Below are 26,082 nucleotides of genomic sequence, written 5' to 3' on the forward strand. Positions count from 1 at the left end.
TGTGTAAAAAAATGAGGAGGCTATCGAATGAATTCGCGAAAAGAAGAGATTTTTCAAACGATCGAACTGCATAAGCAAGGGTTGACCGCAGTTGATGTCGCTAAAATCTTACAAATCGATCGCAGCAATGCAAGCCGTTATCTCAGTGAGCTTTATAAAGAAAAGAAAATCGGCAAACGTTCCGGCCGTCCGGTTGTTTATGAGCCTTTAGAAGAAACAGTCCATGTGGATGTTTCCTCTGAAGTTAGTTTTGAAAGTCTGGTTGGAGTCCAAGCTTCCTTGAAAGTAAGTATCCAGCAAGCCAAAGCGGCGATCTTATATCCGCCTAGAGGACTCCATACCATTATTTTTGGTGAGACAGGTACCGGTAAATCCTTATTTGCCGAATGTATGTATCACTTTGCGGTTGAATCAAATATGTTAGAAAAAGATGCCCCGTTCGTGTCCTTTAACTGTGCGGACTATGCACAAAATCCGCAATTGTTGTTTGGTCACATCTTTGGCATCAAAAAAGGCGCCTACACTGGTGCCGCAGAAGATAGTCCAGGGTTGATGGCAAAAGCCGATGGCGGCATCCTGTTCTTAGATGAGATCCATCGACTGCCGCCAGAAGGCCAAGAAATGCTCTTTACCTTCATTGATAAAGGGATCTATCGTCCATTAGGGGAAAGTAATCAAGTTCATGAAGCCGCCGTGCAGATCATCGGTGCCACCACGGAATCATCAGAAACCTTTTTAACGACCTTCAATCGGCGAATTCCCATGGCTATTACTTTGCCAAATGTGGAAAGTCGTTCCTTAGATGAACGGTATGAAATCATTTCGTTGTTTATCAAGCAAGAGGCGACCCGTCTGAACCAACGAATCGATGTCGAACGAGATGCGATATTGGCCTTTATGCTCTATGATGCAGAAGGCAATATTGGTCAAATCAAGCGCGACCTTAAACTCGTCTGTGCCAAAGCATTTTTGCATTATCGAACCTATGGAAAAAAACACTTGCTGATACGAAAAGGCGACTGCTCCTTGCAAGTTCAAAAAGGCTTGTTGAAGATCAAAGAAATGTCGGAACGCTTGGATCGGTTTTTAGATGGCAAAGGCGACTTTCTAAGTTTTGAACCTGGCGACCCAGATGTCGTCTGGTCTCGTGATCCACAACGGAATATGCAAGTGTATAACGAGATCGAAGAAAAAGTCAGCTCGTTGATTGAAACGGGCGTAGCCAATGTCGATCTAGAAAATTTGATCTCTAAAGATGTCGATGCGTACTTTGAAAAGTATGTCGAAGAATTGATCCAAAATCCCGTTCATAAAGAACTGATTCCAGAAGACATTTGGAAACTGACAAATGTTCTTTATGATCTAGCTGGGCAAAGATTGTCTCGAACCTATAGTGAAAAAGCCCGCTTTGCCTTTGCACTACATCTGCAAAGTACACTGGAACGTGTCAAGGAAGGACATATGATCGTTCATCCAGATTTGAATACAGTCAGAAAAAACTTGAAATCCGAGTTCCAGGTGGCAATGGATCTATCGACCATTATCGAAGAAGAACGCCATGTCGAGATCCCCTTCGATGAGATCGGCTTTATCAGTATGTTTTTAGCGATTCAAGTCAAACAACCCTCGCAGCTGCCCCTTGAAAAAGTCGAGATTATTGTCTTGATGCACGGCAAGGCGACTGCTAGCAGTATGTTGGAAACGGCACAAGAGCTGCTTGAAACTGACCACGGCAAAGCGATGAATATGTCTTTAGATATGGAAGTCGGTCAAATGTATGAACAGCTATTGAACTATGTCACTGACAATAAGGAAAAGATGAGCAACGGCTTATTGCTTTTAACTGATATGGGTTCCCTCAATTCATTTGCGAATTTGATTTCTGAAGAGACCGGGATTCGTACGAAAGCCATCTCGATGGTCAGTACGATGATCGTCTTAGAGGCTTTGCGAATGGCGGAAAGTGGCCGAAGTTTAGAAGACATTTATCAAAACATTCAGCGTTCTTTTGAAACCATCGTGCAAGAACAGTTCCGCACAGTTCGCGAAGCGAAGGGGAATAAAAAAGCAGTCATCGTCACTTGCTTTACTGGAGAAGGTGTCGCTGCCAAACTTTATCAACGAATTTATCCCGTCGTCGATCAATCAAAAGTCGAGATCATTCAAATGCAATTTATTGAAAAAGAAACCTTCAAGAAACATATTGATGGCTTGCTAGAAGAATATGAGATCAAAGCCATTGCGGGCACCGTCGAGATCGATTATCAAAATATCCCGTTCTTTTCCGCCTATGATGTCTTTGATGACAATCGGTTGAATGTGCTGAAGCGGATCGTTTCAGATGAAGTGCCGATTGAAAAAATCGTACGTTCATTAGAAAATACCTTAACGCATGTGGGGTCCGTCTATCATCTGATCGAAAGTCTGCAGCGAATCGTTCATCAAATTCAAAATCAATTGCATGTGATTGTTGAACCTACCGTTGATGCGGGCTTAGTGATTCATTTAGCCTTTCTAGTGGAAAGTTTATTGAAGAAGGAACATTCCCGTACCTTCCCCAATTTGGCGGCCTTCCAAAAACGCTATCGTATCGAAACAGATGTGTTGCGAACTCATTTATTGCAGATAGAGAAAAACTATCAAATCAAAATCTCTGAAGATGAGATCGCCTATTTAACACAAATGTTCTTAGAAAATGAAATAAAAAGTTATGATGAATCCGCACACAATATTAGTGTGTAATGATAAATCCGTGAGTGTGCAAAAGAAAAATTGGTTCAGACCATTGATATATAAAGGTCTGGACTTATTTTTTTTTTGGCACGCTTTTTGCTTTATAGTAAAGTGTAACTTACAACAGAAAGGAGCAGATACGCGATGGCGAAAAAAACGATTATGCTTGTTTGTTCAGCAGGAATGAGTACCAGTCTATTGGTGACGAAAATGCAAAAAGCAGCCGAAGCAAAAGGAATGGAAGCAGATATCTTTGCTGTTTCAGCTTCAGAAGCCGACCAACATTTGGAGTCGAAACCAGTCGATGTTCTATTATTAGGACCACAAGTACGATTCATGAAATCACAATTTGAACAAAAGCTAGCACCAAAAGGCATTCCTTTGGACGTGATCAACATGGCAGACTATGGCATGATGAACGGCGAAAAAGTATTGCAACAAGCAGAAACATTAATGAACTAAGATTTTTAGGATCGAAGTGTAAGGAGGATTTTTAAAGATGGATGAGCAAAATTTGGAAGCCATTATGGGATTGATCATGTATGGTGGTAATGCAAAAAGTGACGCAATGGAAGCAATCGCGGCAGCAAAAGAAGGGGACTTCGAATTAGCTGACCAAAAAATCAAAGATGCTGAAGCATCTCTTGTGGAAGCGCATCATTCGCAAACAGGATTATTGACACAAGAAGCGCAAGGCAATCATATGACCGTGACATTGTTGACAGTGCATTCACAAGATCACCTAATGACGTCAATCGCATTTACCGATTTAGCGAAAGAAATCATTGATGTCTATCGACGTCTAAATAACGAATAATCTTTGAACGGATAGAAGTAGTTATTGTCGATGAATCAAAAAATCTTCTTTGACGAATAGAACTTATAGGAGGAATTAAGAATGGATGGATTAACAAGTTGGATGGAGAGACACATTCTCCCAGTTGCAGCTAAAATTGGTGCGCAAAAGCATTTGGTTGCTTTGCGGGATGCCTTTATCGGAATGATGCCAGCAACGATGGCTGGGGCAATTGCAGTATTATTGAACGCCTTCATGCGTGATTTTCCAAACACTTATCTAGGTGCGGACAATGCAATCACCAAATTTTTCACACCAGTGATCGCCGTCAACGGATTAGTTTGGACAGGTACCTTAGCAATCATGGCGGTTATCTTCTCAGCATCTTTTGGCTATAATTTAGCAAAGGCTTACAATGTTGATGCACTATCAGGTGCGTTGGTTTCTTTAGCAGCATTTATTATGGGTATTCCACAATCAGCTTCTCTTTCTTTAGCATTAGAAGAAGCACTACCAACCAACGTAGTAGATTTGATCAACAGCACAAGTGCTACATCAGGATTTGCAGCAGATGGTTCAACGATCAGTGCTGCTGGCTGGGGCTATTTCCCATTTAGTGCTTATATGGGCGGCTCAGGATTGTTCACCGCAATCATCTTTGGTTTCGTTTCAGTTATTATCTTTGCAAAATTGATGCAAAAAAATATTATTATCAAAATGCCAGATTCAGTGCCACCAGCAGTTTCTCGTGCTTTCGCAGCAATTATCCCAGGGATCGCCGGGCTATATGCATCAGGCTTGATTTACTACCTATTTGAACGTTTCGTTGGTATGCCCATTATTGACTGGATCTCCGAATCGATCCAAAAACCATTATTGGGTCTTTCTCAAGGATACTTTGCCGTATTTATCATTGTATTGCTTGTCCATGTTTTGTGGTTCTTTGGCTTACATGGTACAAATATCATGGGACCCGTTTTACAATCGATTTACGGTGTGGCTATGGTTGAAAATACCAATGCTTACCAATTAGGGGAAGCAGTTCCTTATAAATGGGTAGCAGGTTCGTTCGAAGCGTTTGTTTGGCCTGGTGGAGCAGGTGTGACTTTAATGCTCTTGATCGCAATCTTGCTATTTTCTAAACGTGCCGACTACAAGACAGTTGGTAAACTAGGGATTGGACCTGGTTTGTTTAACATCAATGAACCAGTAATGTTTGGTCTACCGATCGTGTTGAACCCATTGTTTATCATTCCATTTATTGTTGCACCATTAGTTACAGCGACAATTGCTTACTTTGCAACAACATTAGGCTTAGTTGCACCAGTTGTGGTAAATGTGATCTGGGTAATGCCAACGATCCTAAGTGGCTTCTTGGCTACCGGTGGGGACTGGCGTGCAATCATCTTGACGATCATTAATTTGGCTGTAGCTTTACTGATCTGGGCACCATTTATTATTGCTGCCAACAAAATCAATCCAGCAGACCAAGAGAACTAATCAAACGAAGCAAACGTTCTAGATGGGTGATTTCACCCATCTAGCTATCTTTTTTAGGAGGAGAAAAAATGATTATCGTAAATTCCGCAATGCAGCAAGACAACATCAAAGCATTACTTGAGTCTTTGTCAGAAGATGAGATCAAGTATACCTTCAAAGAAAAAAAAGGGATTCAGTTGATTTTTGAAACAACGGCAGATGACAAAGAAAAAGCAGTGAAGCTTGCCAAGGACGCAATCAAAAATACCGATTGGGGCCGAGTACTATACTTCAACGTCGTTAGTCAATAGTGAGGTGATATCATGTTTAAAAATGGATTGTTTTTTATAAGTATCGGTAGTATGTTATTTATATACAGCGCCAATGCGCAGTCAGGTGAATACCACTGGGTGAATCTCATCACGTCAGTCATTCTAATGGCTATTGGAGGAATCATGGCTTCAATTGGACACAAACGCAACAAGAAAGACAAGGAGGCGCAAGATGGAAATCACTAAAAAAATGAATGTACCCGCTGACTTTTTATATAAAACGATCATCGATTCCGTTTTACATGATATTAAACAAGCGACAGATCAAACGTTGACAGAAGACCAATTAGAAGGCTATAGTTATCTAAAACAATTTTATAAAGATAGCAATGCCAACATAACGATTGAAACAGTCAAGAAAAACCAAGCCTATGCGTTCCAAACGGCGACGAAAAAAAATACCTTCCGTGTACACTATCAAATTGAAGCGATAGATGACGCGCATTGCACCTTGCACTATGAAGAAAAAATGACTTCTGAAGGAATGATCCAACAATTGAATGACATGCTCTTAGGCACCATTCTAGGATATTTCAAACGCAAGCAATTTAAAAAAATGTTGAGTATGATGGAAGAAGCATATTAAGGGGTCGACTGACGCCTTTTTTGCGTTTCTTGCGTGTTTTCAAGTAGAGGAGATGAAGGAATGACAGATGTCAAAAAAATGACCGAATTCGGTTCGCAAGAAGTACTGGAATTGGTTTCTTATGCCTTTCAGTGGGAGTTGAATGAAACAAATATCAAGCGCTATCGCAAGCTTGCGGAGAATTCATGGAATTATGGTTCCTACGACAAGGATGGAAAACTAGCGAGCCAAATCATGGCAACTATTTTTGATGTGAATTTTCATGGAACGACCTATCCAATGGCAGGGATCGGTTTTGTGGCTTCTTATCCAGAGTATCGCAGCCAAGGTCGAATCGATCGGATCATGAAACAAATCATTAAAGATTGCTATGAACAAAAAATCGTTCTGTCCTATCTGGCACCTTTCTCCTTTGCGTTTTATCGCAGATATGGGTATGAATATACCTTTGAACGCACCGTTTATGAAGTTGATGCGCATCAATGGCCCGATGGGAAGAAAGTGAACGGAAGGATTCAACGCATGAATTGGGAGGAAGCACAGCCGATCATTCACGAGATTTATCATCAATTGCCTCGTCATCAAAAAGGTGGGCTGATTCGCCAAGCCTGGTGGGAAGAAATCAAGTTTGTTTTGCGCAGACCGTATACGTTTGCGATTTATCGCAATGAAGCGGGCGTTCCTGAAGGGTATTTGATCTACTTTGTTGAAGGAGGACGCTTTGATATTCAAGAGTGGGGCTATTTGACCGCTGACGCGTATCAAGGATTCAATCGGTTTATCGTTTCCCATGCAGATTCAGTAGCGCAGATCCATTATCGACCAGGGTTTGATGGGGAAGTCCTGCAAGTAAATGCAGCCAAACCATTGGCTCACTACCAAGTGCGCCCGGACATGATGGCACGAGTCGTCGATGTGGAAGGGTTTCTAAAAAGCTATCCATTTACGTTGAAAAAAGCTGGTCGTTTTGCCATAGAAATTCAAGGGGACGAATATGCCCCATGGAATAATGGGTGTTATGAAGTGACGATCGAAAACGCTCAGCATCATGTCACGAAAACGACCGCCACCAAGCTGCCAAAAGCAACCTTGTCGATTCAGCGCTTTGTGCAACTGTTTTTGCAGGCACAATCCCTTGATTCCTTGGTCTTTTTCCAGCAAATGGAAACGGAGAAGGAAGCTGCAGTGATGATTCAGGAAAACTTACCAGACGGAAAGCCGATTCTGGAAGATTATTTCTAAGCAAATCGAGGCAGAGGTATTTGCTTTCCAACAAAAAAAGATTCCTTAAAAATAAGGAATCTTTTTCTTCAAAAAACGTTCCCTGCCGGAATCGAACCAGCAACTAATCCTTAGGAGGGACTTGTTATATCCATTTAACTAAGGGAACACAATAGCTATATTTTACCTGTTATTCGTGTTTCTCGCAAGATGAGAAGGAAAAGAAAGGAAGAAAAACATGGTCAAACGATTGATAAGTGCAAACTATAGTGAAATCAAAGAAATGTCGGCGCAAGAATTGAAACAATCCATTAAAGCGAGCGAAGGACGAGTGATAATCTGTGAAACGGTGGTTCAAACCATGCCGCAAGCTGGCGACATCACCAACGCAGAAGTCGCGGCAGCTTTTGGGGCTGACTTGATTTTGTTGAATGGCTTTGATTGTTATCGTCCAGCTATTTTTGGGATGCCTGGTATCACATTGGAGCAGCTGCTTGATCCTACACAGCCCATTGAAAATCCGATTCCTCAACTAAAACAACTGATTGGACGACCTGTCGGCATCAATCTTGAGCCGATCCCAGCTACGACGGAAATGATGAGTGAAAAGATCAGCATCAGTCAAGGCCGTACAAGTTCGGTTGACACCATCAAAAAAGCCCAAGAACTCGGGGTGGACTTTCTTTGCTTTACAGGCAATCCTGGAACGGGTGTGACCAACCGAGAAATCGCTAAAGCAGTAAAATTGGCAAAAGAACATTTCTCTGGGTTGATCATCGCTGGAAAAATGCACAGTGCCGGCTCAGATGAACCTGTGGTTGATCGAGACGCCATCATTTCTTACGCTGAAGCTGGAGCAGATATTTTGTTACTGCCTTCCGTTGGTTCGATTCAAGGCTTTCTAGAAAAAGATCTGATCGAAGCTGTTCAAATTGCCAAACAATATGACTTATTGACGATGTCAGCGATCGGAACGAGTCAAGAGAGCGCGCGTCCAGAAACGTTGCGACAATTAGCCATTATCAACAAAACTTGTGGGGTCGATCTGCAGCATATCGGTGATGCTGGCTATGGCGGCATGGCACCGACCGAAAATATTTTCGAAACATCAGTTGCAATTAGAGGCATGCGCCATACGATCAATCGTGTCGGGCGTTCAATCAACCGTTAAATCAGAAAAAATTACTAGCGAAGGAAAACGGAGAATCGTTCTGCTTCGCTTTTTGCATTTTTTTCGCTAAGTTAGAAAGAAAGGAGGAAACACAAAATGAAACAAGCATTGATCATTTACGGAGGTTGGGAAGGACACGCCCCAAAAGAAACCAGTCAGTTTTACCAAACACTGCTGGAGTCAGAAGGATATCAGATGATACTCGCCTCAGATTTTGAACCTCTCTATCATAAAGAAGAATTAAAAAGGCTGGATCTGTTGATCATGAATTGGACGCGAGGAGAATTGCCTGATGAGCCGCTGCAAAATGTCACTCAGGCTGTAGCAGAAGGGTTAGGATTAGCAGGCGTTCATGGCGGCTTTGCCTCGGCTTTTCAAGCCAGTAAAGGCTGGTTGTTTCTGACTGGCGGCTGTTTTTTGGCACATCCTGGTGGATTGGAAACGACCTATAGCATCGATCTTACGACAGATCACTATATTACGGCAAATACGCAATCGATCCCTCAGTTGACGACGGAGCAATACTATTGTCTGGTTGATCCAGCCGTCACTGTGTTAGCTACCTCAACATTTGCCGCTAAAGATCATCCGAATGCAGCTAACCAAGAAGTCATACTGCCAATGATGTGGATCAAAAAATGGGGCAAGGGCAGAGTCTTTTTTCAATCCATTGGACACAGTCTAAAAGAGCTAGAAGAGCCCACCATTCAGACTTGGACTAAACGAGGCTTTCTATGGGCCACCAGAAATACTTTGGCTGATCCGCTGAAAAATAGCCAGTATAGTGAGTAATCAGAAAAACGAATGAGGAAATAAACGCGTGCAATCGTTTTACTTTATGGAAGAAAATAAGCATGGTACACTTTATTTGTATTTGATTAAGCAGGAGGTAATGTGGAATGGGAAAATTTGGAAAAAGTTTTTTATCGCGGGTAATATCTGACGGAATCAAAGGACCATTTGTCACGATCATGCTCAATACGCATGTCGGCCACCAGAATGTCGAAAAGGATCAAATCAAATTTAAGAACTTTGCCAAAGATGCGAAGCGCCGCTTTGAAAAGAAATACCCAGAACATTCTTGGGATCTTTTTCAAACGAAAATTGATGAACTGCTTGCAGATCAATCATTTTGGCGTAACAGTACAACGAGTGTGGCGGTGATTATCACACCAGAAGATGTACTAGTTCATCGGTTAAGTATTCGTGTGGATGATCAATATTACGTAGGGGAAACCCCGTATGTATTAGCTGTCATCAAAAACGCACAATTTAATTACCCATTTTATCTCTTAGCGTTGAATCGCGATTCAATGCAAGTCTTTCAAGTTGAAAACAATCAAGTGCGTGAAGTCGAGTTGCCAGAAGAGGCACCGACAACGATCGAAAAAGCGCTGGGGGAAGAAATCACTGGCGGCGGCAACTTTAATTACAGTGCCCAAGGTGGCCCTAACTCAGGAGGAGAAGGCGTCGCTTATCACGGCTTTAGTGCCAAAGATGAAGAAGTCGAGATCGATCACGTCAACTACTACCAAGCAGTTGATGCATTTTTTAAAAATGATTTTTCAAACGAAGAGCATTTACCAATGTATCTTTTTGCTTTACCAGAAAATCAAACGCTGTTTAAAAAAGTGGCAAAAACGAACTTTTTCAAAGCAGAACCAAGCATTTCCTCTTCACCAGCATCGTTATCTTTGAAAGAGATCCAAACGTGTACGCAAAAGCTGATTGCGGAGTTGACACAAAAAGAAGTTGGGGAATACGGCAAGCTGTTGGATCGGAAATTTATTGACCAATTGGTTGATATCGTACCTGCAGCTAAAGAAGGCAGGATCGCCAATCTGTTTGTAGCGACTTCCAATCTCGCCGATGGGTTTGGAGAAGATCCTGACACGGAATACGATCGTCGCCAAGTGTTAAATACGCTGGCAATCGATGTTTTAGAAAATGGCGGCGAGGTATCTATTTTGGAACAAAAAGATGCCCCAGGAGAAAAAAGTTTGACTGCGATTTTGCGCTACTAAACGCAGTTGCGTCCTTCGTAAATAAATCGTTTCCAAAAAAGAAAAGACTGTTGCGGATCTTTAGTGCAGCAGTCTTTTTGCGAATCATAAAAAAATAAAGGCGTTTTCATTTTTTTTGATTTTCTATTAGTCATAAAGAAGATAATGTGCTATAATACAAAGTGTAGTTTTTGTTACGGTAAATTATGGTAGCTTGTTTCATCTTAAACATCTTCCACATTTTCACCTTATACAAGTAATTGCAAAATATGTGTATAAACACAAGGAGGATTTTTATTATGGAAACAGGTACAGTTAAATGGTTTAACTCAGACAAAGGTTTTGGATTCATCACTGCAGAAAACGGTAACGATGTATTCGTTCATTTCTCAGCTATCCAAGGCGAAGGCTTCAAAACTTTAGAAGAAGGTCAAGCAGTGACTTTCGATATCGAAGACGGACAACGTGGCCCTCAAGCGACTAACGTTAACAAAGCGTAATTTGTGAATGCCTTTTAAGAGCAGCTTAGCTGCTCTTTTTTTTTGTGCGCGTGATATTTGCTTGCGGAGAAAGTAGTTGTTATACTCTTAGAAAAAAAAGGAGGCAAACTGATGGGATTGAATGAATTTATTCTTGGATTGGCTAATTTAGAAAAAATCCAACGAGCACCTGGATTTTTTAAGTTTACCGAGCACAGCGTGGCCGCTCATTCGTTTCGAGTAACCATGATCGCCCAGACCTTAGCCGATATCGAAGAACAAGCGGGAAATCAAGTCGATTGGCAAATTCTTTATGAAAAAGCCTTGAACCATGATTACACGGAACGTTTCATTGGCGACATCAAAACGCCAGTCAAATATGCAAACAAAGAATTGCGGGCGATGTTATCAACCGTTGAAGAAAAAATGACCGATGCTTTCATAGAAGAAGAAATCCCCCAAAGCTTTCAAGCGACGTATCGCAGACGCTTGGCGGATGGCAAAGACAACAGCCTTGAAGGACAGCTTTTGGCAATTGCGGATAAGATCGATCTTTTGTATGAGTCTTTTGAAGAGATCTCAAAAAGCAACCCCGACAAAGTGTTCAAAGAAATGTTTCGTGAAGCGATTTTGACGGTCAAAGCGTTTCAGCATCGTCCATGTGTGACTTATTTCTTTGAAGCCATTTTTCCCGAGTTATTGAATGCAGATTTTTATGGCAAGACTGCTTTTCTAGAAGAAATCGCAGCTTTGGTGGAAAAATAAACAAAAAGAAAAAACGAAAAATCAAGAAATGATCCATCTCACAGGTTTTACTTGAAACAAGTGAGGGGAGCAGGTTTGATTTTTCGTTTTTTTGTTGTATTAAAGCAAAGATTCCGCTCCATCAATATAGACTTCCGTTCCAGAAATATTGCCCGCAGCCTCTGAAGATAGAAAAAGTACAAGGTTGGCGACTTGTTCTGGCACGCCTGTTTCTTGTTTTAATGGTCGAGAACGTTCTGGATATTTGACGGGGATCTCAACGCGAGCAACCTCTTCTTCAATTTCTGTGCTGGCATCGATATTCGTTGCGATCGCCCCAGGGCAGATGGCATTGACCCGAATATTATAACCAGAAAGTTCCAGCGCAGCCATTTTTGTAAAGGCGACTTGACCTGCCTTAGATGTACTGTAAGCAGTCGCACCAAAATTGCTGAAGATGCGGTTTCCATTGACTGAACTCGTAATGACAATGCTGCCGCCGTTTGCTTTCATAAATGGGATCGCAGCTTTGACGGTAATAAAGGTACTGCGTAAATTTGTGTTGATCGTCTGGTCCCATTCCGCCACCGTCAATTCTTCGATCGGTGTCCAAGTACCGTTGATGCCGGCATTGACGTGAAGTACATCGAGACCACCTAGTTCTTCCACAAGAACACTCATCGCTTCTTGCAGCTTCTCTGCTTCAGTGACGTCAACGGCACGATAGTGGGTTTGTGCGTCATAGTCAGCAAGAAACTCCTGCAGCTCCTCCTCGTTGCGATCAATTAACCCAACAAGAGCACCCTGGGCTAGAAATTGTTCTGCCACCGCTTTTCCAATCCCTGAAGCAGCCCCCGTTACAATCACTCGTTTGTTTTTGAAATCATTCATTTTTTTCGCCTCCTTATAGTAAATTATAAAAAAGATCTCTTTTTTTGTCGAAAAAAGCGATCAGCGACGAGTGACAAATTCCTTTGGCTGATAAATACGGATACTAGATAGTAAGGTTCTTCTTCCTGCGAACCCTCGTATCCGATGGGAAAACAGATGTAATCGCCATTGATTTTGTAGTATAATGCAGACAGTGTGCAAGGAGGAATACAATGAAACCCATATACGCTGTGGTGGATCTTGAAACAACAGGAACCGATTCGACGATTGATCGAATTATTCAATTTGGCTGCGTCTTAGTCCAAGATGGCAAGATCATTAATCGTTTTGCCGCAGATATCAACCCTGACCGCAGAATTTCTAAGCAAATTCAACGATTGACACACATCACAAACCAGCAAGTAAGCAAAGCGCCTTATTTCGAAGACATAGCTGACACGATCTACAACTTACTCAGCAATACGATTTTCGTGGCGCATAACATTTATTTTGACTATCATTTTTTAAGCAATGAATTTGTTCGTTGCGGTCTGCCGCCTTTATCGATTCCAGGGATCGATACGGTGGAATTGGCGCAAGTGTTTTTGCCGACAGAAAGCAGCTTTCGCTTAGGTGATCTGGCAGACAGCATCGGCTTTCGTCATGACAACCCGCATCAAGCCGATAGTGATGCAGAAGTGACCGCAGCTTTATTTTTATACATTGAAGCAATCATGCGACAGCTACCACGGACGACTCTTAAACAGATTGCGCTTTTAAGCGGTCAGATGGGGATGCAAACGAGTGAGTATATTCACGGAATTTTGAAAGAAAAAGGACCAGAGTTGGCGGAAGATTTCGAAGTGATCGACGGCGTCGTCCTGCGAAAAAAAACTGTTCCGCTTTTTGAAGCCACGCATTTTCAAGAAACGTATCCGAAAGTAAAAACGGAAAAAGAACAGCGCTTTGGCGAGCACTTGATCTATCGGAAACAACAAGCACGTTTGATGAATGCGGTGTATACGCATTACACCCAACCAGAGAAAAATTTGATTATTGAAGCAGAAACGGGGATGGGAAAAACCATCGGTTACTTGTTTCCAGCCGCTTATTTAGCGACGCCAGAAAATCCATTGATCGTTAGCACCTCATCGATTCTTTTACAAAATCAGATCATTAGCAAAGACATTCCATTGGTGAACCAAGTACTGCAGCAGCCTTTGCAAGCGGTCTTGGTCAAAAGCCATCGTCATTACATTGATTTGCAGCGCTTTAAAGCGACGCTGGATCAACCGGTAGAACAAAAGCAATACGCCCAATATCAGATGGGGATCTTAGTCTGGCTGACCAAAACAGAAACAGGTGACTTTGATGAATTGAATTTAGTTCGTCTTGATCATCCTTTATTTACCGACATTCGCCATCGCGGGGTCGACTTTTTAGCCAAAGATCAACCCTTCTATGAACAAGATTTTGTCCGACATTTATATCGGCGGATGGCGCAAAGCAATGTTTTGATCGTCAATCATGCCTTTTTAATGCAGGAAAACCGACGGGCGCAGCCACTGTTGCCAACGAGTGATTATTTGTTGATCGATGAGGCCCAACAGTTGCCGCAGCAAGCAGAAGGCTTTAGTCAACATGTCTTTGACTCTGCTCATTTCAAGCGGCAGTTTTTACAGCTGAATGAAGAAGGACTATTGGAAGAAATTGCCCAGGTCATTACCGAGGACGATTTTTTGCAACGGATGTTCTCGTTGTATCGAAATGCATTGTCGGTTTTGGTCGAAACACAAGAACAGTATTTTCGCACCTTATTGATCGATGCCCCAGAATTACAAGTCGTTCAGCATCATGACCTCTATGATGGGTCATTAGAGCAGGACAAGCTACATCAAAAATTGAGTCTCTATTATCAGGAAATCAATGAGATTCAACAGCAGCTGCGTCAGCGATTCGAGTTGACCAATGATCGGTGGTATGCAAGACAACGGATCGTGATTGCCCGTTTATTTGATTTCTTTAGTCAAATGGACGCACAGGAACAAACAGTGACCGCGTGGTTGACTTGGTGGCATCCTCGTTACGTTCATTGGCTGAAAAAGCATCCCCAGTCAGGAAATGCTGTGATTGAGTTAGCTGATCTAGAAGGACATTCGATCGTGGAGAGCACATGGTACCAACGCTATCAGCACATCATTTATCTAGGGGGGACATTGAAGATCCCAGGCAACAAAGAATATTTTGCCCATCAGATCGGCTTGACGGATGTGCCAGTCAAAACGATTCCTGCCTTTTATGATTACAGCAAGCAAACGCGACTGTATGTAATCAAAAAAGGTCTCTCGATCCAACAAGCATCAGCTGCCGAATACGCGGATTATTTAGTCGAAGCGTTGGTCCCGATTTTGTTTGACAATCCGCAACCAGCGCTTGTGTTGTTTACGGCGCACGAAACTTTGAAAAATGTCTATGATCGATTGAATAAAAAAGCCCTGCATTATGGCAGAGAAATCGTTGCTCAAGGGACTGGCGGAACCCGTGAGAAAATCTTAAAGAAATTTTTATTAGCGGAAAATGGTATCTTATTAGGGACTAGCAGTTTTTGGGAAGGGGTCGATTTGCCAGGACAGGCACTGAAGATCGCTGTGGTGACCCGATTGCCTTTTGAGAACCCTAAACAACCCATGGTCCAAGCACGGCACGCCTTTTTGGAAGCAGAAGGCATTGATTCTTTTAAAGAAGATGCCTTACCTAAAGCGATTTTACGGCTGCGCCAAGCATTGGGGCGCTTGATCCGTTCCGAGGAGGATATCGGCGTGATGGTCGTCCTTGATCGACGCTTGCTATCGACAAAGTATGGCAAACGAATGGTCAAAGGCTTACCCAAAAACTTACCTCTGATTGAAGCAAGTCCAACCGAGATCGCCGAAGACATCCAACATTTTTTTGCGCAAGAGGAAAAAGCAGCAGCCGATTTTGAAAAATGAGTTGAACATCTGATATAATGGATTTTATTTAAGATTGGAGTACGAAGTGTGAAAACAAAAGACAAAGAACATCGGCGTGTGGTTATTTTGCTGAGTGCGATCACAGTCTTACTGGTCGTTATTCTCTTCGCTTCTATTTTCTATCTCCGTTCTTCTCGTCCAATGCGACAAGCAAGAAACGAAGCAATCGAAATAGCAGAAAGATACACCGATTTAGCAGAGGTCGAACAATTTTATTGGTTTACCCGTGAGGAAACCTCCTTTAGCATTGTTGGAAAGGATACGAATAACAATGAGATCGTTGTGATCATCCCAAAAAGCGGTGAGAAGGTTTCTGTTTTTAATCAAGCGGATGGGCTGACGGAAGCACAAGCTAAGGCATTTGTTCGCGACAATCATCAAGGTCAGGAAATCCAAAAGGCCGCATTGGGTATTTTTGAAGGCGAGCCAACTTGGGAAGTCATGACGAAAGATGGCGAGGGTCGTTTGAACTATTATTTGATTGGTTTCAAAGATGGCGAAGAAATCAAAGCGATCACTGAACTATAGGAAGACGCTTATGATAGAATGAATTTTGGATCGTAGAAAGGATGATAAACATGGTACTTTCAAAAAGAGCAGAAAAATTGGAACCCTCCGCAACGTTAGCGGCATCTGCTAAGGCAAAAGCGTTAGCGGACCAAGGTGTAGACGTATTAAGTCTAACTGTCGGTGAACCCGACTTTATTACCCCGAAAAACATTCGCCAAGCAGCGATCGCAGCGATTGAGAGCGGCAAGGCTAGTTTTTACACAGCAACTGCGGGGATTCCTGAGTTAAAACAGGCGATTCTTGCTTATATGAAAGAGTTTTATGGTGCTGACTATGATTCAAACCAAGTGATCGTGACAGATGGCGCGAAGTTTGCCCTTTATACGCTGTTTCAAGCGCTCCTTGATGAAGAGGATGAAGTACTCATTCCAGTGCCTTATTGGGTCAGCTATGCGGAACAAGTCCGTTTAGCGCAAGGGACACCTGTGTTTGTTGAAGCCAAGCAAGAAGCCGATTTTAAAGTTTCTGTGGCTCAATTAGAAGCTGCTCGTACAGAGAAAACGAAAGCCATTATTTTAAACTCGCCTGCCAACCCTACAGGGGCGATTTACTCAAAAGAAGCGTTAACGGCAATCGGCAACTGGGCAGTGGAAAATAATATTTGGATCATTGCCGATGATATCTATGGCCGTTTGGTTTATAACGGCAATACCTTTACATCTATCGCAAGCTTATCAGAAGAGATACGCAAACAAACCATCGTGATCAATGGCGTTTCTAAAACCTATTCTATGACTGGGTGGCGGATCGGATTTGCTGTCGGCGATGCAAAAATCATCAAAGCGATGATCGATATCGCTTCCCAAGCTACTAGCAACCCGCCGGCTGCTAGCCAATACGCAGCAGTTGAGGCACTGACTGGGAATCAAGAATCGATCGAAGTGATGCGTCAGGCCTTCGAAGAGCGCTTGAACAAACTATATCCGCTAATTGCCGCTATTCCTGGTTTTCAGGTGACGAAACCCCAAGGCGCGTTTTACTTGTTCCCAAATGTCAAAGAAGCCATGACGATGTGCGGCTATCAAACCATTGATGCCTTCGTGGAGGCCTTGCTGATGGAAGCCCACGTGGCAGTAGTGACTGGTGCTGGTTTTGGTACACCAGATTATTTACGCATCAGCTATGCAACTGATTGGGACACGTTAGCGGAAGCTACCAAACGAATCCATGATTTTGTTGAAAAGAAACGCCAAAAAGCTTAAAATGCTCTATGGTGCCTTTATTAATTAGATAGGAGAGAATCAAGTGGAATCTATTCAAATTTTAGATGCAAAAAAACATGTTGGCGAAACCGTTCAAATCGGAGCATGGGTTGCTAACAAACGTTCTAGCGGCAAGATCGCCTTTTTACAACTTCGTGACGGAACAGCGTATTTTCAAGGAATCGTTGTAAAAAGTGAAGTAGGGGAAGAAGTTTTCCAATTAGCGAAAAATCTAAATCAGGAAACTGCCGTACTGGTCACTGGGGAAATCAGAGAAGACAGCCGCTCAAAATTCGGCTATGAAATTGGTATCTCTGGTTTAGAGGTTGTTGGGGAAAGCCATGATTACCCAATCACACCAAAAGAACACGGAACAGATTTCTTGATGGACCATCGTCATTTATGGTTGCGTTCCTCAAAACAACACGCCATCATGCAAATCCGAAACGAAATCATTCGGGCAACGTATGAATTTTTCAACAAGAATGGCTTCATCAAAATCGATCCACCGATCCTAACTGGATCAGCACCAGAAGGAACGACCGATTTATTTGAAACCAACTATTTCGATCAAAAAGCATATTTGTCTCAGTCTGGTCAATTGTACATGGAAGCTGCCGCTATGGCGTTTGGCAAAGTCTTTTCTTTTGGACCAACTTTCCGTGCCGAAAAATCAAAGACACGTCGTCACTTGATTGAATTTTGGATGATTGAACCAGAAATGGCCTTTATGCACCAAGAAGAAAGCTTGGAAGTCCAAGAGCAGTACGTGGCATTCTTAGTGCAAAATGTGCTCGATAACTGTGACTATGCATTAGACGTCTTAGGCCGTGACCGTGAAGTCTTGAAAAAATACACCAAATTACCATTCCCACGAATCTCTTACGATGATGCAGTGGCATTATTACAAAAGAACGGCTTTGATGATATTCAATGGGGCGATGACTTTGGCTCACCACATGAGACCTTTATTGCCAATTCATTCGATCAGCCCGTCTTTATCTTAAACTATCCAAAAGCCATCAAACCTTTCTATATGAAGCCACATCCAACGAGAGAAGATGTCGTGATCTGTGCCGATATGATCGCACCAGAAGGCTATGGCGAGATCATAGGCGGTTCTGAACGTGCCATCGATCATGAATACCTGCTAGAACAAATCCGCGCCCACGGCTTGGACGAAAATGAATATTCATGGTATTTAGATCTACGCAAGTACGGCTCAGTTCCTCACACCGGCTTTGGTCTTGGATTAGAACGGACCGTTACCTGGTTATCAGGAATCGAGCACGTAAGAGAATCCATTCCGTTTCCACGGCTGTTGAATCGGATTTATCCTTAGGGAAATGCAGATGGTTGGTAACTATTCAACCATCTGTTATTTTTTTTATTTTGAAGTTTCATTTATGTTTCATTATTGGTAACAATATAACGGTTTTATTACAATTATTTTCTTTTAGATGAATATCGGGTAAAATGAAAGGTAGCGTAAAAAAGAAAGGGACACTGTGATGAAATCATGGCTTCTTGCGAAAATTAAGCAAAGTTATTTATTCACAATTAAGCGATTTGCTAAAAAAAATAAGAAACAGCATCAGCAAATTGTTTATTTACTTAGTTTTCCTAGTACAAGCAATTATATAATTGAGAAGTTGTTTCAGAAATATCAAAAACGACTGACAATTTGTTATACAAAGAACGCAACTGATTTAGCAAGAACTTATCAAGAAAAAGGATGTCCAATTTACTGTATCGATTCACAACTGATTTTATTTAGACATATTGTTCCTTTATTGAAAAGCGCAAGAGTTATATTGTGCGATAACTATTTTGCTATATTAGGTGGGATTGACTTTTTACCCAAAACAAAAATAGTTCAACTATGGCATGCCAATGGAGCAATTAAAAAATTCGGTTTAGAAGCTCACTATGCTAAAAAAGCAACCCAGGCCGATCAAAAACGTTATAAGGATGTTTATCGTCGATATACCCACTATGTGGTAAGTTCACCTAAGATGGCGTCAATTTTTGAGAGAAGCTATCAACGTGAATTGACTTTTTTACCCTTTGGCTATCCACCAACGGATCAGTATTTTAAACGTGATGATGAAAAAATAAAAGAAATGAAAAAAATTTTTGGAGGAAAAAAATTGCTCCTCTACGCACCAACCTACAGGGAAGAACGAGGAGATTTTTTTATTGATTTTAACAGATTACTAACAGAGTTACCTGAGTGGAACATTCTTGTGCAACTTCATCCCCATGATTTAGAGCAGTTACAACATTTAAAAAAAATTGAAGGAATCATAACGAATTTTGAAGGCTACAAAATCCAAGATTTATTTCCGATAATCGACTGTTTAGTGACTGATTATTCTTCAATACCTTTTGAGTATAGTTTAAGCAACCCGAGTGGTATGATTTGCTATTTTTGTTATGATTATGATTTATATGATAAAACTGTTGGTATCCAAGATTGTTTCAAAAAACAAAAGAGCATAGCTAAAACACAAGATGAACTTGTCAGAATCATACAAAAGGGAACAAGTGATTTAAACCAATTCAACCAAGAATGGAACACATATGTTAAAGGGAATGCCATAGAACAACTAGTAGAGTGGGTGAACGCACAATATGAATACTGAAGTAATCATGGGATTACCTGTTGATCAGGTTACTTATCAAACTATTTTGGCAGAATTGCCTTTATATTTTGAGAATGGAAAGAAAATGACGGCGATTAGCATAAATCCACAAATAGCTGTTGACGCAAAAAAATATCCTGACATAGTAGAATTTATCAAACAAAGTACACATCGTATTCCCGATGGAATAGGAATAGTGCTAGTTTCCCAACTAACTGGTGGTAAAATTAAAGAACGCGTAGCTGGATTTGATTTAATGGTGAAATTTTTAGAATATGCTGATAATCATCAAAAAAGAGTTTTTTTTTATGGAGCGAAACCCGAAGTTTTATTTGATGCCATAGAAAATACTCGTGAATTATATCCTAACTTGACAATTACTGGTGGAATAGATGGTTACACTTCTTTATCAGAAGTGGAAGTAGTTGAAATGATAAATAGAGCAAAGCCAGACTTTCTCTTTGTAGCATTGGGATTTCCACGTCAAGAGCAATGGTTGGCTCGTAACACATCTCGCTTAAATGTTACTGTCCTACAAGATGTAGGAGGGAGTTTCGATGTTTTAAGCGGACGAGTAAAACGAGCGCCAAAAATGATTATAAACTTACATTTAGAGTGGCTTTATCGTTCGTTAAGTAATCCGAAACGGATTGGTCGGATTATTCAGTTGCCTATCTTTGTGGTGAAAAGTTTGTGGTGGAAGGTTAGAGGAGACGATTAAGTTATGACAAGAAAAATAGGAATAGTTGGTTATGATTTATTTGGTACAGGAGGAACAACTCGAAGTAATACAAATCTAATCAATGAATTTTTAGCAGATAATAAAGAAATTATCTATTTCAATTTATTACCTTTTTCTAGCCTGAAAGTGAAAAAAATAAAAAAATTATTTATTAATCCAGACAAAATTCAATTTTATCAGTTAAAAGATTTCTCAGAGAGTCAGGAAGCAGATACGTATATCATCACTCGAGAAAGCCTTTTTGTCTTTGCAAAAATAATTAAGGAAAAATTCCCTCAAGTAAAAGTGATTGGAGAAGTCCACACACCTCTGAGTTTAATTGATCCAGAAACCGATTTTGCACCGGATGCTATTGATACATATCGAGTAGCAACAGAAAAGATCAAACAAACATTAAAGGATAAATTTAAAGATAATAATATTGTTGTTTTTCCAGTAAGTATTCGTCATTTGGCAAATAAGGTACAAAATAAAGATGTTTCTTTGAAAAAAATAAATTCGGAAGTCAATTTTTTAGTATATTCAAGATTTGATGAATCACAGAAAGATATAGCTTATAGTATTAAGTTAATGGATTATCTAGTTCACAGAGCAGGCAAAAATCATTATAAATTATATATTAATGGAACTGGAACCGGTGAAATTTTATATAAAAACTTAATTGAATTGTATCATTTAAGTGAGAATGTTTTCTTGAATCATAAAGTGCCTGAATATGGAATCTATTTGTCAACAGCTCGTTATGAAACTCTTGGTTATTCTATTATTGAAGCATTTATAGATGGCCGTCCAATCGTTTTATATAAAGGAGACGACAATTCACTAAAGGATATTTATCGTGACTTCAAAAGTTTTTGTTGGTTAGAGAAGAACATTATAAAAGATGCACAAGAGATTATTCATTATGTAAACGAGAATTACTCTGAAAAGCTGCATTTGTTTAAACACGACATCCCTTTGGTTGAAGACTTGAGCCCCTTGGAAGATTATGGCAAGAAATATGAAGAAACAATTCTATCCGCGCCGCTAGTAAATAAGCAACGTTTCGAAGGTAAAGCAGATAATCTATATCAAATGATTTATGATCAGAATAATCTAAGTAAAGATACATTTGCTCTTAAGATTTATCTTAGATTAAAAGAGATGAGGGTTATCGGACCTATTGTTTCTTCTGTGAAAACTAAAGAAATGTTAAAGAGATTGATGAGAAAAACAGAGGCAACTCCTACAAGTGATATACTGTTAAAGGGAAATCTGAGGGATGATTTTGTTTTTGTAGAATCTTTTCATGGCAAATCTTTCGCAGGTGATCCGAAATATCTTGCCATAGCGTTAAAGAAAAATTTTCCTGAATACACGTTTTACGTTAGCTCAGTGAATGAATTAGTTGACATGGAAATATATTCTTACGGAATGATACCGGTGCGTCTAGGCGGAAAACAATATGTCACAAAGTTTAGAAAATCAAAGTTAGTGATATTGAATGGGAATTCGTTGGATAAAGCAGGCAAAGTAGAGGGCCAGATTTTTTTAGAAACTTGGCATGGTGTTCCTCTAAAAAAAATGGTTGCAGATTTAGTTGATTTTCGTCAAAGAGAAACTGAAGTATCCGCATTTATCCCAAGAATGAAAAAATGGAATTACTTGATTACTTCTTCTCCACGGAATTTAAAATTATTTGAAAGTGCTTTTCAATTAGAAAAAAACAAACAATTAAAAATTTTAAAAAGTGGCGCACCAAGAAATGCTTTTTTGATAAAAAATAAAGATAATACGGCATTAAAAAATAAGCTGTTAGGGAAGTATTTTAATTATAATTTCGAGTTAGGGAAAAAATATATTTTGTATTGTCCAACTTGGAGAAAACAAAAAAGAGATGCTATCAGTCAACTTGATTTTATAAAAGTTTTGAATCAGTTGCCAAATGAATATGAACTAATTGTAAAATTGCATCCTTTAGAATCAGAGTTAATCAATTATTACAATAATTTAGATCCACGTATTCATTGTTTCTTTAATGAAATATCTGATATACAGGAATTATACTTAATAGCTGATATATTGATTACAGATTATTCATCTGCTATGTTTGATTTTGCTCACGTAGATAAAAAAATCATTATTTTACAAGAAGATGCTTTAGATTATGAGAATAGTATAGGTTGGTATTTTGATTTAGAAAAATTAACGGGCTTAATAGGACAATCATATACAGAAGAGGAACTTGCCTGTGAAATAAAGAATCATAATGAAAAATTATATAACCAGAAAATACTTCAGAATCTACTTTCGTGGGATGCGATTGATACCGAAAAAAATATAATAAAACAATTGATGATAAGGTGGAATAGTTAATGAAAGAGAAAATAGCAATATTATTACCATGTTACAATGAAGAAAAAACCATTGAGAAAGTTATTAAAGACTTTAAAAATGTTTTACCAGAGGCTGACATTTATGTTTATGATAATAATTCAAGCGATAATACTTTTGAAATAGCTAAAGCCGCAGGAGCAATTGTTCGAAAAGAATTTAAGCAAGGAAAAGGGAATGTAGTCCGATCTATGTTCCGAGACATTGATGCAGATTATTACATCATGGCAGATGGGGACGATACTTATCCAGCTGAAGAAGTTTTTAAACTATTAGCGCCACTTCAAGAAAAGCGCGCAGATATGACGATTGGTGACCGATTATCAAATGGGACTTATGCAGAAGAAAATAAACGTGCTTTTCATGGGTTAGGCAATAGCTTGGTTAGAAGTTTAATTAATGGATTGTATAAAGCAAACTATCAAGATATTATGACAGGGTATCGAGGATTCAACAAGTTATTTGTTAAAAGCTTTCCTGTTTTAAGCCCAGGTTTTGAGATTGAAACAGAGTTAAGCATTCATTCTTTAGATAAACGTTTTAATTTAGTAGAAGTTCCTATTGAATATCGTGATCGACCAGAAGGTAGTGAATCCAAACTAAACACTTTTACTGATGGATTTAAGGTTTTGAAAACAATATTCAATCTATTTAAAGACTATAAACCATTAATTTTCTTTTCTTGGTGGGCGTTAATCTTCTTAATTTTTGGCTTAATTGCGGGAATTCCAGTTTTAAGTGAATTTTATAGAACAGGGTTAATCGATAAATTACCATCTGCAGTGCTAGCTGTCGGACTTGTTTTAATGGCTATGTTAGCATTTGTTTGTGGACTAATCTTAGATACAGTGGCTAGAAAGTCAAGAGCTCAATACGAAATGGATGTCTATCGTCTGTTATTTGAGTTAAAGAGGGAAGGGAAATAATTGCTAAACAGTACCTATATTAAATATTTCTTCTGGCTGACAGCATCGGTATTATTCAGCATGATGCTTTTCCAAGATATAAAAGTAATAATCGGAATGTCTGTAATTAATTTTATTCTATTGTTTTTTTTAAGTGACAGTGTAAAAAAAAGACCCTATAGTCGGTTGACCAATTTTTTTATATCTTTTCTATTTGCAACGATCATGGGAATTAGTTTAATACCTTCAGAAATATTGACAACATTTAATCTAATATTTAGTATGCAAGGAATCTATTTATTGGGTACATTTGCTTATTTTCTTTGCTTTTTTTCCGCTTTACAAGATTATTTATTAATTCCTCCCCAAGAAAGTTCTAAAAGAAAAGTCACATCCTTTTGGGTATATACTTTAGCTTTTTTTCTTATGTCAAGTATTTATTTATATGCATATTATCCAGGAATATTTTTCCCGGATTCTATCAATCAATGGGATCAAATCCAGACAAGTAATGTACCATGGAATGATTGGCATCCAGTGGGGCACACATTTGTTATTATGGCTACTTCGTTAGGAAAATATCCAATAGGATTTATAGTATTCCAAATTGTTATTTATAGTTTGATTATGGCATATTTTTGTGATTTTATTAGAGAGTTTGTAGGAAGTAAATTTGCGACGATATCTTGTATCTTTTTTATAGCTATACCGATCTTTCCGTTAGCTAGTATATATATAGTTAAAGACTCTCTATTTACTTATACACTTTTATTAGTTACCTTATACTTGGTAAGAATCATTATAAGCCAAGGAAAATGGCTAAATAAATTCTCAAATCTAGTCCTGCTGTATTTTACTTTATTAGGATTTGTTTTTTTTAGACATAATGGATGGCCGGCATTGCTTGTATCTACATTAGTATTTGCAGTGTTTTTATTTAGAAAAAAATTTATTAAATTATTCGTCGTAATCGGATTAGTTGTTTTTAGCTATCAAGTTATTACGGGTCCTATTTATAATCACTTCAACGTTATTAGAAGTGATTCAACTGAATCTTTAGGAATTTTTGTTCAAATTTCCGCTGCTATTATCAAGAATGACGGGACTATATCTAAAGAGGAAATGACATATTTGGAAACATTGATGCCAAAAGAGGATTGGAAGAACCTATACCAACCGAATAATGTTGATAATATAAAGTTTAAAGAACGATTTAAAAAGCAAGTAATAAAGGATGATCCTAAAAAATTTTTAGAAACAGTTCTTGGTCTCATAATTAGAAATCCTGGCTTAACATTAGAAGCATATATGAAGCAAACCGAAATTTTATGGCACGCAAACTTTTCATTAGAACTGGATAATTTACGCCCACTCTTTAGAAACCAGTTAAGCGGTCAACAAGGTCCCTTTTTCTTTATGACTAGAGAACAGAGAGAGGAAATTGATCCGGATTACAAAGGTTTGAATTTAGATGAACTTACTAGAAGTGACAACGTTGTAAGGGATCAGTTGCTAGCCATACAAAATTGGATTTTAGAAAGCAGACTTTATGTTTTATTAATGCCTGCCCTTTACTTTATTTTGTTTCTCTTTTCAATGGTTATGCTTATTATCCAAAATAAAACAAAACTAATAATTGCTTTTATGCCGTATGTATTAGTAATGGGTACAATTTTTGTTGCAATTCCTGCGCAAGATATTAGATATGCATTGCCTAATTTATTTATCGGGATTTTAGGGCTGGCTACTGTAAAGGGACGATTCTCAGAAAGGGTGTCCGAAAATGCAGAAAACTAGCCAACGTGTAGGAAGTTTTGATGTGTTGAAAATATTAGCAATTCTGGCTATCATAATCCACCACTACGCGTTGTGGTCAGGATGGAATTTTTCCTCGGGTTTTCAGTTGAACAAATTAGCAGCTCAGACCTTATTAATCGGAGGAAAACTTGGAGTAAATATTTTTGTAATGATTACTGGATATTTTCTAATTTCTTCCATTCCTAAAATTAGAAGCTTATTTCAAGTTTGGGTAGAAACAACGTTGATTTCGCTAATTATCTATTTCTTTTTAGTTTTTAATACAGATATTGGCTTTCATTTTGAATGGAAAGAGTTTATTTTCAGACTATTCCCAGTTGTTTTTGAGAAGTATTGGTTTGTTACCTCTTATACATTAATGTATTTTTGTATTCCCGCTATAAACAAATTAATGGTAAGTAC

The 26,082-nt window shown here is 39.3% G+C and carries 24 protein-coding genes and 1 tRNA gene; 23 read left to right on the forward strand and 2 right to left on the reverse strand.

Annotated features, from left to right (window positions below):
• Window positions 1–27: 27 nt before the first annotated feature.
• The 8 genes from A5883_RS04400 to A5883_RS04435 all read left to right on the forward strand — a co-directional run bounded on the left by A5883_RS04400 (window position 28) and on the right by A5883_RS04435 (window position 7,168).
• Window positions 28–2,742: a sigma 54-interacting transcriptional regulator gene (locus A5883_RS04400; protein WP_010749333.1), complete on the forward strand. Its 2,715-nt coding sequence runs from the start codon at window positions 28–30 to the stop codon at window positions 2,740–2,742.
• A gap of 135 nt (window positions 2,743–2,877) precedes the next feature.
• The gene (locus A5883_RS04405; protein ID WP_005229471.1) at window positions 2,878–3,195 is read left to right on the forward strand and encodes a PTS sugar transporter subunit IIB; all 318 of its coding nucleotides are present in this window, start codon (window positions 2,878–2,880) and stop codon (window positions 3,193–3,195) included.
• 37 nt (window positions 3,196–3,232) lie between these two features.
• Window positions 3,233–3,550 (forward strand): PTS lactose/cellobiose transporter subunit IIA, encoded by a 318-nt coding sequence (locus A5883_RS04410; protein ID WP_005229473.1) that lies wholly within the window; start codon window positions 3,233–3,235, stop codon window positions 3,548–3,550.
• 81 nt (window positions 3,551–3,631) lie between these two features.
• Window positions 3,632–5,029 carry a PTS sugar transporter subunit IIC gene (locus A5883_RS04415; RefSeq protein WP_081116262.1) on the forward strand — a complete coding sequence of 466 codons (1,398 nt, stop codon included), beginning with the start codon at window positions 3,632–3,634 and terminating at the stop codon, window positions 5,027–5,029.
• A gap of 68 nt (window positions 5,030–5,097) precedes the next feature.
• Window positions 5,098–5,319: a hypothetical protein gene (locus tag A5883_RS04420; protein ID WP_005231914.1), complete on the forward strand. Its 222-nt coding sequence runs from the start codon at window positions 5,098–5,100 to the stop codon at window positions 5,317–5,319.
• Window positions 5,320–5,331: 12 nt separating this feature from the next.
• Window positions 5,332–5,526, forward strand: a complete 195-nt coding sequence (locus A5883_RS04425; protein ID WP_005236946.1) for a hypothetical protein — start codon at window positions 5,332–5,334, stop codon at window positions 5,524–5,526.
• Window positions 5,513–5,926, forward strand: a complete 414-nt coding sequence (locus A5883_RS04430; RefSeq protein WP_005229481.1) for a DUF3284 domain-containing protein — start codon at window positions 5,513–5,515, stop codon at window positions 5,924–5,926. The genes A5883_RS04425 and A5883_RS04430 overlap by 14 nt, the downstream gene beginning before the upstream one ends.
• A gap of 60 nt (window positions 5,927–5,986) precedes the next feature.
• Entirely contained in the window at window positions 5,987–7,168 is a 1,182-nt protein-coding gene (locus A5883_RS04435; RefSeq protein ID WP_086338055.1) for a GNAT family N-acetyltransferase, read from the forward strand.
• A 76-nt stretch (window positions 7,169–7,244) separates the two neighbouring features.
• Here the strand turns inward: A5883_RS04435 and A5883_RS04440 are convergent.
• A tRNA-Arg gene (locus A5883_RS04440) sits at window positions 7,245–7,316 on the reverse strand.
• A 69-nt stretch (window positions 7,317–7,385) separates the two neighbouring features.
• On the opposite strand from A5883_RS04440, the gene A5883_RS04445 reads away from it, so the two are divergent.
• From A5883_RS04445 to A5883_RS04465, 5 genes are all read left to right on the forward strand, one after another.
• A complete protein-coding gene (locus A5883_RS04445) occupies window positions 7,386–8,318 on the forward strand; it encodes a DUF7916 family protein (RefSeq protein WP_005229489.1) in 933 nt (310 codons plus the stop codon).
• A gap of 96 nt (window positions 8,319–8,414) precedes the next feature.
• Window positions 8,415–9,110: a ThuA domain-containing protein gene (locus A5883_RS04450; protein WP_086338056.1), complete on the forward strand. Its 696-nt coding sequence runs from the start codon at window positions 8,415–8,417 to the stop codon at window positions 9,108–9,110.
• A gap of 107 nt (window positions 9,111–9,217) precedes the next feature.
• Window positions 9,218–10,342, forward strand: coding sequence for a baeRF6 domain-containing protein (locus A5883_RS04455; RefSeq protein ID WP_086338057.1), 1,125 nt, complete (start codon window positions 9,218–9,220; stop codon window positions 10,340–10,342).
• A gap of 278 nt (window positions 10,343–10,620) precedes the next feature.
• Window positions 10,621–10,821, forward strand: coding sequence for a cold-shock protein (locus A5883_RS04460; RefSeq protein WP_003126918.1), 201 nt, complete (start codon window positions 10,621–10,623; stop codon window positions 10,819–10,821).
• A 111-nt stretch (window positions 10,822–10,932) separates the two neighbouring features.
• Window positions 10,933–11,565 (forward strand): HD domain-containing protein, encoded by a 633-nt coding sequence (locus A5883_RS04465; RefSeq protein WP_086338058.1) that lies wholly within the window; start codon window positions 10,933–10,935, stop codon window positions 11,563–11,565.
• Window positions 11,566–11,664: 99 nt separating this feature from the next.
• Here the strand turns inward: A5883_RS04465 and A5883_RS04470 are convergent, their stop codons facing one another.
• Entirely contained in the window at window positions 11,665–12,435 is a 771-nt protein-coding gene (locus A5883_RS04470) for an SDR family oxidoreductase (protein WP_086338059.1), read from the reverse strand.
• Window positions 12,436–12,647: 212 nt separating this feature from the next.
• Here A5883_RS04470 and A5883_RS04475 point away from each other — a divergent pair, with 212 nt between their 5' ends.
• The 10 genes from A5883_RS04475 to A5883_RS19105 all read left to right on the forward strand — a co-directional run.
• Window positions 12,648–15,404, forward strand: a complete 2,757-nt coding sequence (locus tag A5883_RS04475; protein WP_086338060.1) for a helicase C-terminal domain-containing protein — start codon at window positions 12,648–12,650, stop codon at window positions 15,402–15,404.
• Window positions 15,405–15,452: 48 nt separating this feature from the next.
• The gene (locus A5883_RS04480) at window positions 15,453–15,953 is read left to right on the forward strand and encodes a cell wall elongation regulator TseB-like domain-containing protein (RefSeq protein ID WP_015510034.1); all 501 of its coding nucleotides are present in this window, start codon (window positions 15,453–15,455) and stop codon (window positions 15,951–15,953) included.
• Window positions 15,954–16,003: 50 nt separating this feature from the next.
• A complete protein-coding gene (locus tag A5883_RS04485; protein ID WP_005229502.1) occupies window positions 16,004–17,197 on the forward strand; it encodes a pyridoxal phosphate-dependent aminotransferase in 1,194 nt (397 codons plus the stop codon).
• A 43-nt stretch (window positions 17,198–17,240) separates the two neighbouring features.
• Window positions 17,241–18,539, forward strand: coding sequence for an asparagine--tRNA ligase (asnS, locus tag A5883_RS04490; RefSeq protein WP_005229504.1), 1,299 nt, complete (start codon window positions 17,241–17,243; stop codon window positions 18,537–18,539).
• A gap of 169 nt (window positions 18,540–18,708) precedes the next feature.
• Window positions 18,709–19,842 carry a CDP-glycerol glycerophosphotransferase family protein gene (locus A5883_RS04495; RefSeq protein WP_086338061.1) on the forward strand — a complete coding sequence of 378 codons (1,134 nt, stop codon included), beginning with the start codon at window positions 18,709–18,711 and terminating at the stop codon, window positions 19,840–19,842.
• The gene (locus tag A5883_RS04500; RefSeq protein WP_176323947.1) at window positions 19,832–20,563 is read left to right on the forward strand and encodes a WecB/TagA/CpsF family glycosyltransferase; all 732 of its coding nucleotides are present in this window, start codon (window positions 19,832–19,834) and stop codon (window positions 20,561–20,563) included. Before A5883_RS04495 ends, A5883_RS04500 begins: the two co-directional genes overlap by 11 nt.
• 3 nt (window positions 20,564–20,566) lie before the next feature.
• Complete coding sequence (locus tag A5883_RS04505) at window positions 20,567–22,939, forward strand: CDP-glycerol glycerophosphotransferase family protein (protein WP_086338062.1); 2,373 nt, start codon at window positions 20,567–20,569, stop codon at window positions 22,937–22,939.
• Complete coding sequence (locus tag A5883_RS04510) at window positions 22,939–23,883, forward strand: glycosyltransferase family 2 protein (protein WP_086338063.1); 945 nt, start codon at window positions 22,939–22,941, stop codon at window positions 23,881–23,883. The genes A5883_RS04505 and A5883_RS04510 overlap by 1 nt, the downstream gene beginning before the upstream one ends.
• On the forward strand, window positions 23,884–25,659 hold the full coding sequence (locus A5883_RS04515; protein WP_086338064.1) for a DUF6020 family protein: 1,776 nt from the start codon (window positions 23,884–23,886) through the stop codon (window positions 25,657–25,659).
• Window positions 25,646–26,082 (forward strand): acyltransferase family protein (locus A5883_RS19105; RefSeq protein ID WP_369596881.1); only part of this gene is annotated, 437 nt, incomplete at its 3' end. The genes A5883_RS04515 and A5883_RS19105, both read left to right, overlap by 14 nt.

The organism is Enterococcus sp. 5B3_DIV0040, assembly GCF_002140755.1.
GTDB lineage: Bacteria > Bacillota > Bacilli > Lactobacillales > Enterococcaceae > Enterococcus_D > Enterococcus_D casseliflavus.

Excerpts from the sequence above, each read along its gene's own strand:
- A5883_RS04475 (WP_086338060.1), top strand. The coding sequence starts at position 12,648 with ATGAAACCCATATACGCTGTGGTGGATCTTGAAACAACAGGAACCGAT.
- A5883_RS04500 (WP_176323947.1), top strand. The coding sequence starts at position 19,832 with ATGAATACTGAAGTAATCATGGGATTACCTGTTGATCAGGTTACTTAT.
- A5883_RS04420 (WP_005231914.1), top strand. The coding sequence starts at position 5,098 with ATGATTATCGTAAATTCCGCAATGCAGCAAGACAACATCAAAGCATTA.
- A5883_RS04405 (WP_005229471.1), top strand. The coding sequence starts at position 2,878 with ATGGCGAAAAAAACGATTATGCTTGTTTGTTCAGCAGGAATGAGTACC.
- A5883_RS04510 (WP_086338063.1), top strand. The coding sequence starts at position 22,939 with ATGAAAGAGAAAATAGCAATATTATTACCATGTTACAATGAAGAAAAA.
- A5883_RS04450 (WP_086338056.1), top strand. The coding sequence starts at position 8,415 with ATGAAACAAGCATTGATCATTTACGGAGGTTGGGAAGGACACGCCCCA.
- A5883_RS04415 (WP_081116262.1), top strand. The coding sequence starts at position 3,632 with ATGGATGGATTAACAAGTTGGATGGAGAGACACATTCTCCCAGTTGCA.
- A5883_RS04465 (WP_086338058.1), top strand. The coding sequence starts at position 10,933 with ATGGGATTGAATGAATTTATTCTTGGATTGGCTAATTTAGAAAAAATC.
- A5883_RS04455 (WP_086338057.1), top strand. The coding sequence starts at position 9,218 with ATGGGAAAATTTGGAAAAAGTTTTTTATCGCGGGTAATATCTGACGGA.
- A5883_RS04460 (WP_003126918.1), top strand. The coding sequence starts at position 10,621 with ATGGAAACAGGTACAGTTAAATGGTTTAACTCAGACAAAGGTTTTGGA.
- A5883_RS04495 (WP_086338061.1), top strand. The coding sequence starts at position 18,709 with ATGAAATCATGGCTTCTTGCGAAAATTAAGCAAAGTTATTTATTCACA.
- A5883_RS04445 (WP_005229489.1), top strand. The coding sequence starts at position 7,386 with ATGGTCAAACGATTGATAAGTGCAAACTATAGTGAAATCAAAGAAATG.
- A5883_RS04470 (WP_086338059.1), bottom strand. The coding sequence starts at position 12,435 with ATGAATGATTTCAAAAACAAACGAGTGATTGTAACGGGGGCTGCTTCA.
- A5883_RS04400 (WP_010749333.1), top strand. The coding sequence starts at position 28 with ATGAATTCGCGAAAAGAAGAGATTTTTCAAACGATCGAACTGCATAAG.
- A5883_RS04430 (WP_005229481.1), top strand. The coding sequence starts at position 5,513 with ATGGAAATCACTAAAAAAATGAATGTACCCGCTGACTTTTTATATAAA.
- A5883_RS04425 (WP_005236946.1), top strand. The coding sequence starts at position 5,332 with ATGTTTAAAAATGGATTGTTTTTTATAAGTATCGGTAGTATGTTATTT.
- A5883_RS04485 (WP_005229502.1), top strand. The coding sequence starts at position 16,004 with ATGGTACTTTCAAAAAGAGCAGAAAAATTGGAACCCTCCGCAACGTTA.
- A5883_RS04435 (WP_086338055.1), top strand. The coding sequence starts at position 5,987 with ATGACAGATGTCAAAAAAATGACCGAATTCGGTTCGCAAGAAGTACTG.
- A5883_RS04505 (WP_086338062.1), top strand. The coding sequence starts at position 20,567 with ATGACAAGAAAAATAGGAATAGTTGGTTATGATTTATTTGGTACAGGA.
- A5883_RS04410 (WP_005229473.1), top strand. The coding sequence starts at position 3,233 with ATGGATGAGCAAAATTTGGAAGCCATTATGGGATTGATCATGTATGGT.